Below are 17,456 nucleotides of genomic sequence, written 5' to 3'. Positions count from 1 at the left end.
CAGGGCGATCACCTGTTGTGATCGTGGTTGTTACTCTCTTAGTTTATTCGCCCCTTTCAACCTGTTGTCCGATTGGGAGTGCAAAGGTAAGAAGCTTTTTTCATTCTGCAAGTGGCCAGTGAAAAATTTCTTTTCTTTTTTTCAGCCTCTCGTTTCAGGTGAAAACCTGAACTAGTGAATAGCTAAAAAGGCTTGCGTTTCAGCTTCTTTTCCCGCCTGGCCTGCCGCCGCGTTGGGAGTGCAAAGATACACCTTTTGTTTTTGCTTTTGCAAGCGGGCAAGAAAAGTTTTTTCAGAAAGTTTTCGAAGGCGGGTGGCTGCAAACAGCCCTGGCTCACCACAGAAGAGGTTTATCCGCCTGCAGCTTATGCTCTTCAAATCCCTCTTTTCCTCTCTCCCTTCCTGCTGAACGGGTTGCAAAAGTACACACTCTTTTTCAGGATGCAAGAGCTACGCCCAAAGTTTTTACCAGGTAGGGGCTAAGTGCCTGAAGCACTGATCGAAAAGTTTTAACCTATAGTTTCACTTTTTAAAAGCCTCAGATTTGACCATTCATTTTTATACAACTATAGCTATAGTTTATACTGCTCATACTTTTTAATCCGGGCAATAAAAAAGGCTACCTCTATTTGAGGTAGCCTTTCTATTAATTAGTGGTTCAGATTATTGATCCCACCAAACTTTAGAGTCGTTTTTATCTGTAGCTGGTGAAAGCGTAGAGATACCTGTTTTGCTGTTAGCACCATTCACAGTTGCTTCTTCAGTTGGGTACAAGTATCTGGTTGGGATTGCACCGCTGTTTACTGCATCAGTTGCCGGAGTTAACTCAGGATATCCTGTTCTTCTCCATTCAGCCCATGCATCGAAACCTTGCGGGAACAATGACTTCCATTTCTCCTCACCAATTACCTGAAGTATACCTACAGTAGCAGCATCAGCTACTCTTGCAGCGGCATAAGCAGGACCTTTCTCGCTAACTGCAGATACTTTCGTTACTTCAGCAGCAGTTAAGGTGTTAGCTTTAGGTAGTGCATGTGCTTCTAATGTTTCAAAAGACATTGTAATACCTTTTGTTAACATATCTGTAGCAACTTCTGTAGTCCAGCCTAATGCAGCAGCTTCTGCTCTGTTCAGGTAAGTATAAGAAGCTGTCATCATTGGAAGCGGAGCCATGTTATTCCAGAAGTAGTTTTTGTTCATCTGGTTTTTACCTGAACCACTTTCATCTGAATAACCATAAGGAACACCTTCTCTGGTTGTGTTTACAGCAAAGATCGCAAGACGACCATCTGGTGTGTGGTTAGATGTAGGGTTTAGTGAGCTTCCAGGAGCATCACCTTGCATAGCATCTACAAACTCACCTGATAAGAAGTAGTCAGCTGCTCTGTTTGGAGTATAAGGGTTGTTGAATTCAACAACTTTGTCATACTTAAACCAAGCTTCTTCAGAGATCTCATCAATTACACCATTTGGATCCGCAAGCGCTGCGTTGAACTCAGTTTTTGCGAAATCAACAATTGGGGTTTCTGACAACTGAAGCGTCATCTGTAATAATACAGAGTTAGCCAGTTTCTTCCACTTTGTTACGTTACCATCATAAATGATATCGCCAATTGGTGAAGCTTTCGTAGCATCCAGCATATCTCTACCTTGCTTAAGCTCAGCGATCAGAGATCTGTAGATATCTTCCTGCTTGTCATAAGTTGGAGTCAGGTTCTCAATACCTTTTAATGCTTCTGAATATGGAGCATCACCCCAGGTATCAGTTACACGCTTCATCACGATCGCTTTCATGATCATGGCAACACCGATCTGGTTCTCAGGGGCACCCTGTGCTAACAGTTCTGATGTATGGTTCTTCTCATCCTGGTTATACTTAATTACCAGGTTAAGCGCAGGCAGCATGTTGTTATAATACTCTGCCCATGAGTATGGAGACTCAGCATACAGCATCTCATCGGTGTAAGTAACCTGAGACTGATACTGCACCAGCAAAGTAGGAACCAAAAGGTTAGAACGGCCAGTAGTTGTAGCAAATGACATCATGGCACCTGACATCAAACCAGCAGGGTATACCTTCTTAGGGCCGTTTAAGTTTTCGTTTGTATCACCAAAGTCTACAGTGTCGCAGGCAGTAAAACCCTGTGCCAGCGTGCAGCCTAGTAATATATATATTAATTTCTTTTTCATTACTCGTAAAATTAGAATGTTAACTTAACATTTACACCGTAGCTTCTTGTACCTGGTACCTGACCATCTTCACCGTAAGTCTGAGCAAGTTCAGATGGGTCCCAACGGTTTTTGTTGTCATCAGATACAGAGATTAACCATAGGTTACGACCAACTACACCGATAGAAGCACCTTTGATCAGGTTGTTCTTCAGGATACCGTCTTTAAGTACGTTAGTAAGGTCATAAGAAAGGCTTACATCTCTTAGCTTGATGAAGCTTGCATCGTGGATGAATGGCTCAGCGATTGTGTTTGCCTGGAACTGAGAGAAGTAATCTACAGCCTCAATATACATATCAACTGTCTCGCCGTTAGCATCAACACCTGTTACGTGTACACCACCACCATCAGCAACTGCATCACGGATGTTTTTGCCTCTGTCGTTCATAGCAGCAGTTTCTTCAGTCAGACCAGAGTAGCCACCCCACATCTCAGTAAGAGAGAAGAATTTACCACCTTTCTGGAAGTCAACAGCAGCTGCAAGAGTTAAGCCTTTGAAGCTCATTCTGTTGATAACACCACCTGTGAAATCAGGAAGAACTGAACCGAAATACTGGTTAGCTACTGTTTCGTGGTAACCTGACTCAGCGTCAAGGATGAAACGACCCTGCTCATCTCTGGCAAAGCCTCTACCTCTGATCTGGCCCCAGTTGTTGCCAAGCTCGTGGATAACAGAAACGAACCCGAAAGCAGAACCACCACCAGGAGCTGTAATTGCAGTCAGATCTTTAGGAAGTGCATCTACAGTTGTTCTGTTTCTGGCGTAGTTCATTGTGATGTTCCAGTTGAAGCCATCAGTAGACTTGAAGATATCACCATCAACGGCAACTTCAATACCTTTTCTTGATGACTGACCAGCGTTAGTCAGGTAAGAACCGTAACCAGTTGTACGAGACACACTCACAGGGATGATCTCATTCTTTCTTTTCTCATCGTAGTAAGTAAAGCTTAAACCAGCTCTGTCATCGATAAATCTCAGGTCGAAGCCAGCTTCGAATGCCGTATTTTTAGCAGGCTCAATGTTTGGATCAACTAATGTTAGTGGTGTCCAAACTAGCAGGTCAGAACCTAAGAAAGGCTGAGAGCTTGTTCTGTAAGCAGGGTTGATCTGGTTTGCACCTACGTCGTTACCAACCTGTGCCCAACCAGCTCTTAATTTACCGAAAGACAGGTACTCGAAGTTATCGCCTAACATTTCAGTGAAGATAAAGCTGGCACCGATACCTGGGTATGCGTAACCGTTTTTATCTGCAGGTAGTGCAGAGCTCCAGTCTTTTCTTAAGCTACCATCGATGTATAACATGTCGCGGAAACCTAATGACACGTTACCGTAAAGTGAGTTAACCTGCTTCTTTCTGAAAGCTGTGTTTGGAGAAGGAACTACACCTGCGTTAGCAAATCTGTAATCGTCAGGAATGATCAGACCACCAGATTTAGCATCCAGCTGCATACGCGCTTCAAAACCCTGGTAATCGTTTTTTCTGATGTTACCACCTACGAAAGCAGTCACGTCGAACTCACCAAACTTGTTGTTGTACTTTAACATTGAGCTAAAGTTGTTTTCGCTGTCAGTGATCTCAGTACGGCCGAAACCGTTGATCCAGGCGTTGTAAAGCTCAGGAGCAGCAGAGTTAGCAAGGAAGAATGGGAAATACTCTTCGAACTTATAGTTTGTAGCGTTTCTAGAACCTGTTACAGATAGATCCCAGTTATCAGAGAACTTGTAAGCAGCAGTTAAGCTACCAGTTACGTTGTTGTTAGTTCTGATCTGGTCGTAACGCTCAAGGAAAGTATAAGGGTTGAACCAGAAAGCTGGCTTTTTGTAACCACCACCGAATGTGTAGTAGTCAGGACCCCACCAGTTCCAAGAAACTGAGTTACCGTCGAAGTTAACAAGGTCTTTCAGTTCTTTCAGTTTATCTGTTTCTACTTCACGACCGAACCAAGAGTTGAATGAACCTGATGTCTGGTTACCGTAAGCATCGTCCTGGTCACCCTGAACTTCAGATGTAGTGAAACGAACGTTAGAAGTAACTGAAAGCTTATCAGTTGCATTGAAGTTGAAGTTCGTGTTTACAAAATGCTTGTTTAACTCGCTGTACGGCGTAATACCGTTCTGCTTCAGGTTAGTGTAAGATAAACGTGCATTGAATTTATCGCTACCACCGCTGATAGCAACTGAGTTTTTCTGGGTTAAACCAGTTTCGTAGAAGTTTTTGATGTTATCTGGCTGAGCCACATACTTCTGTGTTTTACCGAAATAAGGGTTAGGTTTCTCGGCAGTACCAGGCCACCAAGCATACCACGGAACATAATCCTGGCCGTCAAATTTCTCACCCCAGCTTTCATCAGCATAGTTGTCATCCCACTGGATGTAACGCTTGCCGTTGAAAACTTCCCACTCAGCTGGATGAGCTTCCGGATCGAAAGCGAATTCGCCGAAGCCTACACCGTCAGCATAACCTCTGCCATAAAGGTTCTGGTATTTAGGCAGGTAAGCTACTTTATCCCATGTAGTTGAGTTATCAAGCTCTACAGAAAGGCCGCTAGCGCCTTTTTTAGTTGTGATAACTACCACACCGGCTTCAGCACGCTGACCGTAAAGTGAAGTTGCGTTTGGTCCTTTTAGAACGTTTACAGACTCCACGTTGTTCATGTCAACGTCGTTAGGGTTTGTAGTTGGTACACCGTCGATGATGTAAAGTGGATCAGCATCACTTGTTAAAGAGATGGCACCACGGATACGGATCTTACCGAACTGACCTAACTTAGAACCTGCCTGGCTATTTAACTGCACACCTGCTACTTTACCAGCAAGCGCATCTTTAATGTTAGTACCCTGGGTAATGTTAAGGTCTTCGGCCTGAACTTCCTGTGCTGCGTAAGTTACTGTTCTTACTTCTCTTTCAACACCAAGTGCAGTTACAACAACCTCACTTAATTGCTTTGCATCAGTAGACAGGGCTACATTAAATGTAGTGTTGTTACCGATAGCGCGTTCTTCAGTTTTGTAGCTGATATAACGGAATACCAGTGTATTGCCGCCCTCAGGCACGTTAAGCGTAAAAGAACCATCCACGCCAGTGGCAGTTCCTACAGTAGTTCCTTTTACCAGAACGGATACGCCTGGTAAGGGCTGGTTAGTAGTGGCATCTGTCACCTTTCCGGAAACAGCCCTACCTTGAGCCATAGCCTGCTGCACTAAGACAGAGACCAGCAAAAAGCTCAACAATAGAAGTTTTTTCATTTGCTTTAGTTTTAGATAAGAAAAAAGTTAAAGTTGGTAATAAGGCAATATTTCAAATAAAAATATCCAAACACGACTGCCGGTTAAGGCAAACAAACCTCCTGTTACGCCCCCGGTAAACCCGAAGAAAACAGCTGGTAATAACAGCATTGCTCAGGAGTTGCAACTAAACTTAAACTCTGACTGATTGTAGTAGCGCCTTTCGGAACATGGCCGAAACGAAGTAACCACCATTGCATAGTTTGCTTATAGTTAGCGTGTTACGCACTTTTATTTTAAGCAAGCTATTCTTTATGAGAATGGTGATGCAGTAGTTGTAAGTGTAATAGTGAGTAAAGGGTGCTCCATAGATTAACTAAGTTTTAAGGTGAGAGATACTTCAATAATAAGCATTAATACCTTTTATAACAAATATTTAATACACATTTATTTGCTTTTTATGCATTTCCCTATCCTTAAGCAGCGCAATAAGGCCCTGAAATACACACATTACAAATATAATATTTTGAAGAAACAATCGAATTTAACGTATAATATTACATAATGTTTACTATATAAGCCGAAATTTAAACGCTGAAGGGCATTTCTATAGTTGATATCTTCTAGAAATGGAGTAAAATTTATGTAAGCTAAACGGCTGACAGGTTGGTATACGAATAACAATCAATCGTTTACGTGGTGTTGCGGTCAGCTTGGTCAGGAAAACTAAAAATCCTGAGCCTTCCAGAAATTGTTATGATGAAAAGCTCAGGATTGAATAAGAGGGGAGGATTTAAGTGTTTAGCTCAGTAGCTGGTAGGTTATAAAAGCCATAACGTATGCCAGGCCACTCATATAAATAAGCTGTGCCAATGGCCACATCCAGCTTTTGGTTTCGCGGCGAACTACAGCCAGCGTACTTACACACTGCATTGCAAACAGGTAAAAGATCATGAGCGAGAAGGAGCGGGCCGGCGTAAAGTACGGGTTTCCATCTTTGTCCTTCTCCATCATCAGCTTATTCTTTATAGTACTTACGTTTTCTTCTTCGCCTATACTATAGATGGTAGACATAGTACCCACAAACACCTCGCGGGCAGCAAACGATGTAAGCAGGGCAATGCCTATTTTCCAGTTGTAACCCAGCGGGGCAATTACAGGCTCTATCGTTCGGCCAATAACACCGGCATAAGAAGACTCCAACTGATGCGAGCTGATCAAATTGTCTAACTCGGTTTGGGAAAGGTTTTGCTGCTTTGCTTCAACTATAGCTTTTTGTTCGGCTTTCTCAAAACTGTTGCCAGGGCCATAAGATGCCAGCACCCAGAGTATAACCGAAATGGCTACAATTACTTTACCGGCTTCAAACACAAATGCTTTCGATTTCTCAACTATAGTTATACCTACGTTTTTCCAGCGGGGCATTTTATACACCGGAAACTCCATTATAAAGTAGCTGCGCTCGCGGGCTTTCAGCAACACCTTTAATAATAGGGCAGAGAAAATGGCAGCCAGGAAACCGATCAGGTATAAGCCCATCAGAACGATACCTTGCAGGTTAAGGAAGCCAAAGTAATATTTCTCGGGCACTACCAGCGCAATAAGCACCGTGTAAACCGGGATACGGGCCGAGCAACTCATAAGCGGTGTCACAAAGATGGTAATCATCCTGTCTTTCCAGTTCTCTATAGTGCGGGCCGACATAACCGCCGGAACAGCACAGGCCACCCCGGAAATAAGCGGAACCACACTTTTGCCATTTAGCCCGAACTTACGCATGATCTTATCCATCATAAACGTAACGCGAGCCATGTAGCCGGTTTCTTCAAGTATAGCTATAAAGGCAAAAAGTATCGCAATTTGCGGCACAAACACCAGCACACCACCTAACCCGGCAATAATACCTTCGGTAAGCAGGTTTACCAGAGGCCCGTTAAAGTTATCCTGTATCAAACCGTTAAGGCTGGCAAACCCCTGGTCTATTAAATCCATGGGATAGCTGGCCCAGGTGAAGATTGCCTGAAACACCAGGAAAAGTATAGCCAGGAAAATAAGGTAGCCAAAAACTTTGTGCGTCAGGATCTGGTCGAGGCGGTTGCTGAACTTCTCGTCTTTCTCCACGCGCTCTACGCGCACCACATCCAGTAGCAACTCATTTATATACGTGTAGCGGGCTATCGTTTCATCGGCCTGGGCTACATTAGATTTAAACTCATGGGTTTGTACAAGCGCTTCGATCCAATCGGCTTCTTCGGCAGTTAAAAACTTAAGGCTTCTGTACTGGTGCGCGTAATGCAGGGCCAGGTAATCGGTGTTAAGGCCGAAGCGCGCTTTTATAGTATCGGTAAGCGGTCTCAGCTCCTGTGGCAAGGTATAAAACTGCACCGGGGTTGCCTCCAGCTGCTGCGACATCAAAATCTTTAGGGCAGCTATACCTATCCCTTTGCGGGCATTCATGGGAATAACCGGCACGCCCAGACCTTTGTGCAGCGCCGGTACGTCAATCTTCACGCCTTCTTTTTCGGCTACATCTACCATGTTAAGGGCAAGTATAGCTGGTATTTTAAGGTCGGCGAGTTGGGTAAACAGCAGCAGGTTACGCTTCAGGTTCGAGGCGTCTGCGGTAACTATAACAAGGTCGGGGTAATGCTGCGAGGCCGGGTCGTAGAGCAGGTCGATGATCACGCGCTCATCCAGCGACTTAGGGTACAAACTATAGGTACCCGGCAAATCGATGATCTGCACTTTTTGGGTGGCACTAAGCTGGCAGACACCGGTTTTCTTATCAACGGTAACACCCGGGAAATTGCCTACTTTTTGGTTGAGGCCGGTAAGCTGGTTAAATAAGGATGTTTTACCTGAGTTTGGGTTACCAACAAGGGCCACCCGGGCCACAGGGTTGCCAGCTGCAACGGGTGGGTTCTCCACTATCTCAGGTTGGGTTACTACAGTCATGTAAAAGGTTGCTATTTCAGCATTATAGTTTCAGCTTCGTCGAGGCGCAGTGAAAGGGTATAGTCGTTCACGATAATGGTAATCGGGTCTCCGAGCGGGGCGCGGCTGTTCAGTTTTACCTGTGTGCCTGGCAAACAACCCATCTCCAGAAGCTTTAAACCCATTTCCGGATCTTTCAGGCAGCAAATTGTTCCGTACTCCCCTATCTTTAGGTCGCGTACACTTTTTTTGTCGTTATGCTCTTCTACCCTTTTCTGCACCGTAAGCTGTTTTTATTTAGACTGTTTATAAACAACCGCAAGTTACAAGGTGTTCATCTTTAAAGCAAAAGTTTTACCTAAATGGTTGAGGGTTGCTAGCTAAATGGTTGAATTGATAGATTGCTGGTTGCTAATTGCTAATTATTGATGGTTAATTGTTAATTGTCTGAATCAGGATTTTCAGGATTTAGGGATTTAAATACCAGCGGTATTATAAAACTATAGATTTTACATAAAGAAGCTGTTTAGTCATTTGGAAGATAGTGTCAAAACCGGCCGTTGTTGGTATTTTCACCAACAGCTATATTTTCACAGGCATGTTCTTGCTGGTGAAAACACGCAGCAAGGGCACCCTGCATCCTACTACAGAAAACTCTAAACAGGCTCAAAAAACTATAGATTCTCAAAAAACTATAGATTAATGCGGTCCCCTATCGGGAAGAAGATTTAACCTTCAGCCTTCAACAATTAAACCTACTCCGAAAAGAAGATGCGTTTTACGCGCGAACTTACATTGGTGAGCAATTCGTAAGGAATGGTGCCGATACGGGTAGCCATATCGGTGAGGGTGAGTTTCGGGCCGAAAACAATAGCTTCATCGCCGGCTTTTACCTGCAGCCCGGTAACATCAACCATACACATATCCATGCATACGTTACCGATAATCGGGCAGCGCTTTCCGTTAATGATGACCTGCCCTGCCCCATTGCTGAAACGTCGGTCGTAGCCGTCGGCGTAGCCAATGGCTATAGTTGCGATGGTTTTATCTTCGTCGGCAATGCCTTTACGACTATAGCCTACGGTCTCTCCTTTAACTATAGTTTTAACCTGCGACACGGTAGTTTTAAGTGTACTTGCCGGTTTAAGCGCTTCCTGCTCCGAGCCCGTTGCCTCTACGCCATACAAACCAATGCCCAGCCTAACCATATCCAGTTGATGTTCGGGGAACCGAACAATACCAGCTGAATTAAGCACATGCTTGATAACTTTATAGTTTAACCTCGTTTCCACCTCTTCAGCCATCGTTCTGAAATTACTGATCTGTAGCTGGGAAAAGTCGTTATGCAGGGCTTCGTCGGCACCGGCCAGGTGGGTAAAAGTGCTTACAACCTGAATTTGAGGATGCTGCTGCAGCAACGGAAAAAGTGCGTCAAAATCTTCGGGGGTAAATCCGAGGCGGTGCATGCCGGTATCCAGTTTCAGGTGGATGCGGTGGCGTGTGGTAGTATCCGGCAAATCTTTTATATACTGCTGCAATAACTCCAGCGAGTAAATTTCAGGCTCCAGGTTATGCTGGCGTAGTTTGGCAAAGCTGTCCGGCGATGGGTTCATGACCATGACTGGCAACGTAATTCCGTTTTCGCGCAGCATTACACCTTCATCGGCATAGGCTACGGCCAGGTAATCAACCCTATGGAACTGCAGCAAATTGGCTACCTCGAAACTGCCGCTGCCATACGCAAAAGCTTTTACCATTACCATCAGTTTGGTATCCGGAGCCAGCTTAGAGCGGTAAAAATTCAGGTTATGCACCAGCGCATCCAGGTTTACTTCCAGCACTGTGCCGTGTACTTTCTGCTGAAACGCATGCACAATACGCTCAAACTCGAACACGCGGGCACCTTTTACCAATATTAGCTCGTTCCGGAAATCATCGGGGTTAAACTGTTCCAGAAAATCGGCAGTGTTATGATAAAACTCGGCTATTCCCGAAAACTCTAACTGATGCTGGCTTATAGTTGGCCCAATACCTATTACCTTATCTACATCGCGGTTACTGATCAGCAAAGCCACCTGGCTATAGAGCGCATCTTCAGACAAACCGGATTCCAGGAGATCAGAAAGGATAATGGTGCGTTTGCCGCGCTGCGGTTGGTTGGCCAGTAAGTCAAGGGCAATTGCCAGACCCGCCAGGTCATTGTTATAGGTATCGTCTATCAGGTAGCAACCATTTATAGCTTCTTTCATCTCCAATCGCATGGCAACCGGGTGCAGTTTGTCTAAGCGGTCTTGTATCTCGGCGAAAGGAACTTCGCGGTATAGCAACACAGCCAGGCAGTGCAGGGCGTTTTCTACGGATGCTTCGTCGGTAAAAGGTAAGGCCAGGCGTTGCTTTTCGCCGCGGTACGTATACACCACTATCGTTTTATGGCCGGCTGTGGTAGTGGCTGTTATCGTTATATCGGCCTCCTGGTGGCGGCTCCAGGTAAAGGATTTTATCTTTTGCTTCCGGACCTGCTCGTGCAGCAGCTCGTAATCGGTGCAGTAAATAAGTACATCTGCATCTTTAAACAGTTTCAGCTTTTCCTGCACTTTTTGCTGTCGCGAGGTAAAGCCTTCGTCGTGAGCGGTACCGATGTTGGTAAAAATGCCTATAGTTGGCTGAATGATGGGCTGTAGTTTTTCCATTTCGCCGGGCAAAGAAATACCGGCCTCGAAAATACCCAGCGTATGGTTACTGTTTAGCTGCCACACCGAGAGCGGAACACCCAACTGCGAGTTATAACTGCGCGGACTTTTTACGACCAACTCATCGGGGCTAAGTAATTGGGCCAGCCACTCTTTAACTATAGTTTTGCCGTTACTGCCAGTTATGCCAATTACCGGAATTTTAAATTGTGCCCGGTGCCAGGCGGCCAGTTGCTGCAGGGCCAGCAGGCTATCTTTAACCAGTAACAGGTTTGCCTCGGGGTATAGTTTACTATAGTCAAAGCCTCGCCTGTCCTGTGCTTTCTCAACTATAAACTGCCTTACGCCCTGCTTGTAAAGCGCTGCCAGGTAGTTATGCCCATCGTTATACTTACCCGTTACAGCAAAAAACACCGTACCCGCCGGCTGCGACAGTTTGCGACTATCAGTTAGCAGATGTATAACAGGATGCTGCTGCACAAACTGCAGCACATCTCCGTGGGTAACAGAAGCAAGTTTCTGAAAAGTAAGCATAAGCGCGAGTAAAAGTTTAAGATCGGAAAGTTAAAGAAATTGTCTGAACCACGGATTAAAGATGATAGCTGAGATTAGTATGATTTAATATTAAAACGGTAAATGAGCTTCAGGATGAATGATCAGATCTAATCAATTTAATCCTCATCAATCTGCGGTTAAAGCAGCTATTTAACAAAAAGCAATTAACTACCTTTGTAGCCTTTTTTATACTTACCATGAAATTACTTAAAGCAAATCCCTTTTACGGGGCTGGCATTGCGGCTTTTGTTATCTGGGGATTTATACCTTTTCCGCTTAAAGCGCTGGCCGCATACCCCAGCGGGCAGATCTTATACTTCCGGGTTGCCTTATCAGTTAGCTTGCTGCTTATTATATCGCTTTTTTTCAGAAGAGACACTATACGCCAGACATACAGCCAGGTAACCGAAGGGGCTGCTAACGCAAAGCGCCAGTTTATAGTTTACACTTTGCTGGGCGGTATACTGCTAACCCTAAACTGGCTTACGTTCATTTACGTCATCAACCACATCAACATCCAGACAGGTTCTTTCTCGTATTTGCTCTGCCCTATACTCACGGCTGTGCTGGGCTTTTTATTATTGAACGAAGAACTGCGAACAAACCAATGGCTGGCCATCGGGCTTAGCATCATTAGTTGTATACTGATCGGGACAGGTGAGCTTACCAGTTTATTGTTTAGTTTGCTGATTGCGATGAGCTATGCCTTTTACCTGATAACCCAGCGCATTTTGCGTGCTTATGATAAGATCGTGTTGCTTACATTGCAGCTGTTGCTGGCTTTTGTATTCATTGGTCCTTTCTATAGTTTCTTTAAAGGCGACTCAACTATAGTTTTAGATGGCCACTTTTTCCTGAACGTGAGCATCCTGAGCGCGTTGTTTACCGTGCTGCCGCTGTTCCTGAACCTTTATGCGTTGAAAGAGCTTACCTCCGGCACCATTGGCATCCTGATGTACATTAACCCGATCATGAACTTTGTGATAGCCTTTGTATACTTTAACGAAGAGACCACGCCGGTAAAAGTAATGGCTTATGTGTTAATCTTTATTTCGGTCATTATCTATAACCTGAACCTGAAAAAACGAAGAAAAACTGGAGACGGAATGCCTGTACCACCCACTTCGGCAGCAACTATACTTAAGTAGGTTTACCTCTCCCAAAAACAGGAGAGGGAGCTTTTGGATTACTAAAGTTTTATAGTTGTGAGAGTCCAACCACCCCTAACCCCTCCTTATCTAAGGCGGGGAGCTTTTTTGCCTTAGCCATAGTTACAGATGTCGTTTTGCGGTTGCCGTTAATCATCCCCCTACCCCCTTCAAAGGGGGACTATTCTGCCGTTGCTATAGTTGGGTTTATAGTTCTATAGTTACAGTTCACGGATCGGACAGGTCACGACCTGTCCCTACGGAATTATAGCCACGAGAAAAAGTTCGAAGCAAGCAAGTTCAAACTATAGAAGAACTATAGCTATGAGAAACTTCACAGTCTTTGGGTTGAGCGCCTCGAGAGGTTCCGGTGCCGCCAGGCATTGCGAGGTAACGGGCAAAGGAAGCGAAAGCAGCGCGATGCTAGAAGACGAGGCCTCCCGGCCGTGAGGGCACCAAAGCTAACTATAAAACTATAGGTTAGTAGAGCTCTCAGGATTGAAAGAAGTTTGAAAGGATAGCTTGGTTCGAGTTGCAGCGGAATTCAACTATACCAATTGACGCTAGCAGGAGCTGCGCACGCTGCCAGGTCTTGCAACTATAAGCTGAAATAGATTTCTCCTTGCGTCGAAATGACAAAAGAAGTAAAGACCATAAAAAAACAGCCTTGACACTTACTGCATCAAGGCTGTTGCTTTGTTGTAAACTATAGTTACTGTTTTGGTTTCTGCTGTTCCTTTTGTTTATCCAACTCATGCAGGGCACGTGCCGCTGAGTCCTGGTTTGGGTTCATTTCGCCGAACTGGTCGGCCTGGTTGGCATTTACCGAGGTGTCGCCGATTGGTGCTGGACGTGGGTTGTTCAGGTTAGCTGCTGAAGAGTCTCCGGCAACTATAGCATCGGCGGTTCCGGTATCAGTTTCGGCTTCGGTGGTCGTGTCCTGCTGGCCGCAGCCAAACCCAACCATAGCTGCAAAGGCCACAGCCACACCTGTTTTAAATATAGATAGCTTCGTTTTCATAGTCATCTGATTGTTATTCCTGGCTTTTTTAACGGCTGTACTATCAATAAGTTATGGAAGCCTATGTCAGAAACCCAACCCTATAACTATACCTGAGCGCGCTTTCTGCCCTTCCTGGAACGAGGTAACAAAATCTACCCGCAGCACTTTGAGGATATGCTCTACCCCTACGCCTAACTCCACGTAATTCCGGGATTGCTGCGTGTTCAGGTAATTCAGGCTGAAAACTTCCTGCATCTTTAGCTTGCGCAGAAGCGGTACTTTATTAAACAGGAAACCATTGAAATGATGCTCGTAGTTAGCTACCAGGTAATTGTTGTTGGTGCTATACTTGTAATAATCGAGTAACTGGAAACCGTTATAGTTGCCGGCAAAAAAAGTACGATTGCCTGTAAAGTGGCGGTAATCCAGCAGCGTCATTTCGTCTTTGTTCCAGAACACACCGGCCGATGCATTGTAAGTACTGGTACCAAATAAGCCAAAGCCAACTTCGTCGTTAATGCCAATGGCTGCTGTGCTATACTTTATGTCGCCGCCAAATGCTTTTATACCGGTTCGGTACGCTAAACTAAAGGTCGGGTATTTCGAGTCAAGGTTTATCTTTTGGTCTGGGCGGGTAATGTAGCGCTGCCCAGGCTTTATACTTACATAAAACGAAGCCATTAAAACTTCATGGGGCATAAAAGTAGCATCTACCAGCTCGGCATTTTCTGGTACGTTGGGCGTAAAGTTGGTGCCACCTTCCGGGTTATTCTTTTTAAAACTATAGAAAGCGGTGTTCTGCATCGGCATGCGGTGCGCGTACTCCAGATTGGCTGTTAACTGCAGCCCGTTTGCCAGCTCACCTCTATGCGACAGCCGAATAAAATCGCGCTGGTATAGTTTCATGTAGTTCTTTTCCGCCACCAAGGTATAGGCAGCGTTCACAAACGGCGAGATTGGGTCGGTGTTATTTATCTGCTGTACATAGCGGCCGCCCTCTACCTGCACAATGCTGTTAGTAGTGGTGTTATACACATAGGCAGCCCGTAACTTACCATTCAGTTTCTGGTTAGAGAAACCATAGCGCACAGCCGGCTCTATTACATAACGGCGGCGGTCATCAAAGCGGCGGCCATAGGTTACTTTCACATCTGTTACCACACCTTCCACGGTATTGTATTGCAATATGCTGTTACTGGTCGGGCTTATCAGCGGGTCGAAGCGCAGGTAATTGTCTTCGTAGCTGTTGCGGTAAGTATAGCCGCTCAAAAACAGGTTGCCGAAAGTCGGTTTGTTACGGATGCGGTCCAGGGAGTCCTGATAAACTTTCGATTCTTTGACAGCTTCCAGCTTATCTTTTTTTACATAGTCTTTCGATTCTTCTTTGGTGAGCGGCACCGGCCTGATCTTGTCCCAATACAAAGAGTCGCGCTTGTTCGATTTCTCTTCTATAACCAGTATCTCTTTGCTGAACAGCTTATCCGGGTGAAGCGGTTTTTCTGCTGGGTCAGCTTTTTCCGGCTCTATTATTTTGAACTTTGGTTTAGGCGTTGGTTTGGCAGCCTGGGTAGCAGCAGCGATAACTTCTGGTTCTGGCTCTATTTCTTCCAGCACCGGCGGCTTTTTGTAAGCAGCCTGCACTTTATAGTTCGAGTAAACTCCTGTTACATAACCACGGCCCTTAAAGCCTAACCCGGCAGCCTCGAAGGTAAATTTCTGCGATACCGGCATCCAGACATGTTCCAGCACCGGGGCGTATACCTGCCGCACGCGTATAAAATCCACGAACTCTATACCTGCCCGCTTGGTCAGTTTCAGGTCGGTGCTGTGTATGCGCCAAGCGCCATCGCAGATATAAATAATGCCTTCAAAAACAGGATCGTTACGACGACGGGGTATTACTTTTATTTTGTTTATAGTTCGGCCGTTCTCCTCAAAAGCGCCCAGGTACTGGTATTTGTAAAAGAACAGGGCATTATTGGCCAGCGGCGACACAAAACCGCGTTCGCTCAGGCCTTGAATCTTCAGCAGGTTATCGTAAAAGCTCACGTTCATTTCAGAGGCCTGGTTAAAGCTAAAGCCTTTTTTCTGGCCACTCACCCGCGAAGAGATCACCCGCTCATTTATCTTGTTCGGACGTTTCACGTGCAACTGCGACACCGATTCTGATAAGTATACAATACCTGTGTCCACATCCACTACCCGAATGCCCAATACTTTGCTCGGTACTTTATCCATGCGGGCTACGCTTTTCATGTACACGCGGGCGCTCCAGGCAAGAGCTTCGTTCTGGTGATATTTCCGCAGCCGTATAGCATTGCGCATAATGGGGTAAGCCGGGTCTTCGTCGGCGGCGCGCACTACTACTTCTTTCAGGTTAAGCACTTCGGGCAGGAGCTGCACGTTCAGCTCTACGGGGTGGCCGTTTATTTTTACAATTTCGGTTTTTGCTTTATAGCCAACATACTTAAACTCCAAAGTATAGATACCGGAGTCGAGTTGCAGGCTATAATAGCCGTTTTCGTTGGTGGCAGTGCCGCTGGTGGTTTCTTTTATGTAGATGCTGGCAAATGGCAGGCCTTGCCCATTCTCGTCGGTAAGGCGGCCGCGCAGCGTACCACTAAAACATAGGGCAGGCAGAAGTATAAAAAGTGTAACGAAAAGGTTGAAGCGCATAAGGGTAGATAAGCGTTTGGCCTTATATGGAATAAATATAGTAAACGTTACATATTATACGCTTATTTTATACTTTATCTCATTTTTATACTGAGTTTATTTTTCCTGTGTTACTAATTCGACTTTTTGAGCGAGTCTGCTTTTATACCTGATGTTCAGGATTACACCTACCAACACCAGCGCCATACCGACATAAGAGCCTACAGAAAAGCTTTCATCGAACAGGATAAACCCTAAGCCCAGCGCATAAAAAATACCTACATAATTCAGGTTGGCTACTTTAGAGAGCTCTTCGGATTGGTACGACATGGTCATGTAATATTGCGCCAGTTGTGTAAAAACACCTACCAGCAGCAGTATAGCCCAGTCCCAGCCTACGGGTTGTACCCACTCAAATAAACTATAGATACCAGAAAAAGGCAGCGCTACCATCGGAAAATAAAAAACGATAACCAGCGGATGCTCTCGTGTATTGAGTTTACGAATTATGTTATACGATATTCCAGAAATGGCTGCGCCGGCTACTCCTATAGTTAAGTAAAACGGCGAAATGCGCACATCCACACCTTCAATTACCAATATACCTGCAAACGACACCAGGAAGAACACCCACTGCCAGGGCTTCACGTTCTCTTTCACTATAAAAATGCCCAGTATGGTGGTAAAAATTGGCGAAAGGTATTGTATAGTTACCGCGGTAGCCAGCGGAATATTTTGTAGCGTAGTAAAGTATAAAATAAGTGCCAGCGCCCCGGTTATGCCTCGTGTTATCAGCAGCCCTTTGTGCGTGCCCCAGATAGGCACCTGCTGCCTGCGCAGCACTGCATAGCTCATTGCCATAGAGATAACTGACCTGAAAAAGATGATCTCCACGGCCGGAATATGCGGCACCAGCTTCACGCACACGTTCATCAGCGCAAAAAACAGCGTCGATAGCAACATGTACTGCACTCCCTTCGAAAACATAGACTTTTATACTTGTGGCTGCAAAGGT

General features: G+C 45.3%; 11 protein-coding genes. 2 read left to right on the top strand and 9 right to left on the bottom strand.

Annotation, left to right across the window (positions count from 1 at the left end):
- Window positions 1-171: 171 nt before the first annotated feature.
- The 6 genes from GWO68_RS13180 to GWO68_RS13155 form a co-directional block, all read right to left on the bottom strand.
- A complete protein-coding gene (locus GWO68_RS13180; RefSeq protein WP_162346919.1) occupies window positions 172-447 on the bottom strand; it encodes a hypothetical protein in 276 nt (91 codons plus the stop codon).
- A 216-nt stretch (window positions 448-663) separates the two neighbouring features.
- The gene (locus GWO68_RS13175) at window positions 664-2,190 is read right to left on the bottom strand and encodes a SusD/RagB family nutrient-binding outer membrane lipoprotein (protein ID WP_162346918.1); all 1,527 of its coding nucleotides are present in this window, start codon (window positions 2,188-2,190) and stop codon (window positions 664-666) included.
- Window positions 2,191-2,201: 11 nt separating this feature from the next.
- On the bottom strand, window positions 2,202-5,477 hold the full coding sequence (locus GWO68_RS13170; RefSeq protein ID WP_162346917.1) for a SusC/RagA family TonB-linked outer membrane protein: 3,276 nt from the start codon (window positions 5,475-5,477) through the stop codon (window positions 2,202-2,204).
- Window positions 5,478-6,257: 780 nt separating this feature from the next.
- Entirely contained in the window at window positions 6,258-8,411 is a 2,154-nt protein-coding gene (gene feoB, locus GWO68_RS13165) for a ferrous iron transport protein B (protein WP_162346916.1), read from the bottom strand.
- 11 nt (window positions 8,412-8,422) lie between these two features.
- The gene (locus tag GWO68_RS13160) at window positions 8,423-8,671 is read right to left on the bottom strand and encodes a FeoA family protein (protein ID WP_162346915.1); all 249 of its coding nucleotides are present in this window, start codon (window positions 8,669-8,671) and stop codon (window positions 8,423-8,425) included.
- A gap of 474 nt (window positions 8,672-9,145) precedes the next feature.
- Window positions 9,146-11,614: a bifunctional UDP-N-acetylmuramoyl-tripeptide:D-alanyl-D-alanine ligase/alanine racemase gene (locus GWO68_RS13155; protein WP_162346914.1), complete on the bottom strand. Its 2,469-nt coding sequence runs from the start codon at window positions 11,612-11,614 to the stop codon at window positions 9,146-9,148.
- 218 nt (window positions 11,615-11,832) lie between these two features.
- On the opposite strand from GWO68_RS13155, the gene GWO68_RS13150 reads away from it, so the two are divergent.
- Entirely contained in the window at window positions 11,833-12,783 is a 951-nt protein-coding gene (locus GWO68_RS13150) for an EamA family transporter (protein WP_162346913.1), read from the top strand.
- A gap of 324 nt (window positions 12,784-13,107) precedes the next feature.
- A complete protein-coding gene (locus GWO68_RS17965) occupies window positions 13,108-13,233 on the top strand; it encodes a hypothetical protein (protein ID WP_262887496.1) in 126 nt (41 codons plus the stop codon).
- Between the two features lie 262 nt (window positions 13,234-13,495).
- Here GWO68_RS17965 and GWO68_RS13145 read toward each other — a convergent pair whose 3' ends face one another.
- The 3 genes from GWO68_RS13145 to GWO68_RS13135 form a co-directional block, all read right to left on the bottom strand.
- The gene (locus GWO68_RS13145) at window positions 13,496-13,804 is read right to left on the bottom strand and encodes a hypothetical protein (RefSeq protein WP_162346912.1); all 309 of its coding nucleotides are present in this window, start codon (window positions 13,802-13,804) and stop codon (window positions 13,496-13,498) included.
- 66 nt (window positions 13,805-13,870) lie between these two features.
- Window positions 13,871-16,462, bottom strand: coding sequence for a DUF5686 and carboxypeptidase regulatory-like domain-containing protein (locus GWO68_RS13140; protein WP_162346911.1), 2,592 nt, complete (start codon window positions 16,460-16,462; stop codon window positions 13,871-13,873).
- A gap of 96 nt (window positions 16,463-16,558) precedes the next feature.
- Window positions 16,559-17,428 (bottom strand): DMT family transporter, encoded by an 870-nt coding sequence (locus tag GWO68_RS13135; protein ID WP_162346910.1) that lies wholly within the window; start codon window positions 17,426-17,428, stop codon window positions 16,559-16,561.
- Between the last annotated feature and the right edge of the window lie 28 nt (window positions 17,429-17,456).

The organism is Pontibacter fetidus, assembly GCF_010119545.1.
Taxonomy (GTDB): domain Bacteria; phylum Bacteroidota; class Bacteroidia; order Cytophagales; family Hymenobacteraceae; genus Pontibacter; species Pontibacter fetidus.
The sequence above is the reverse complement of the archived record's forward strand: the minus strand, read 5'-3'. Positions and strand labels throughout refer to the sequence as shown.

Bases quoted from the DNA above. Each gene is read 5' to 3' on its own strand.
- GWO68_RS13175 (WP_162346918.1), bottom strand. From the start codon at position 2,190: ATGAAAAAGAAATTAATATATATATTACTAGGCTGCACGCTGGCACAG.
- GWO68_RS13170 (WP_162346917.1), bottom strand. From the start codon at position 5,477: ATGAAAAAACTTCTATTGTTGAGCTTTTTGCTGGTCTCTGTCTTAGTG.
- feoB (WP_162346916.1), bottom strand. From the start codon at position 8,411: ATGACTGTAGTAACCCAACCTGAGATAGTGGAGAACCCACCCGTTGCA.
- GWO68_RS13155 (WP_162346914.1), bottom strand. From the start codon at position 11,614: ATGCTTACTTTTCAGAAACTTGCTTCTGTTACCCACGGAGATGTGCTG.
- GWO68_RS13150 (WP_162346913.1), top strand. From the start codon at position 11,833: ATGAAATTACTTAAAGCAAATCCCTTTTACGGGGCTGGCATTGCGGCT.
- GWO68_RS17965 (WP_262887496.1), top strand. From the start codon at position 13,108: ATGAGAAACTTCACAGTCTTTGGGTTGAGCGCCTCGAGAGGTTCCGGT.
- GWO68_RS13145 (WP_162346912.1), bottom strand. From the start codon at position 13,804: ATGAAAACGAAGCTATCTATATTTAAAACAGGTGTGGCTGTGGCCTTT.
- GWO68_RS13140 (WP_162346911.1), bottom strand. From the start codon at position 16,462: ATGCGCTTCAACCTTTTCGTTACACTTTTTATACTTCTGCCTGCCCTA.
- GWO68_RS13135 (WP_162346910.1), bottom strand. From the start codon at position 17,428: ATGTTTTCGAAGGGAGTGCAGTACATGTTGCTATCGACGCTGTTTTTT.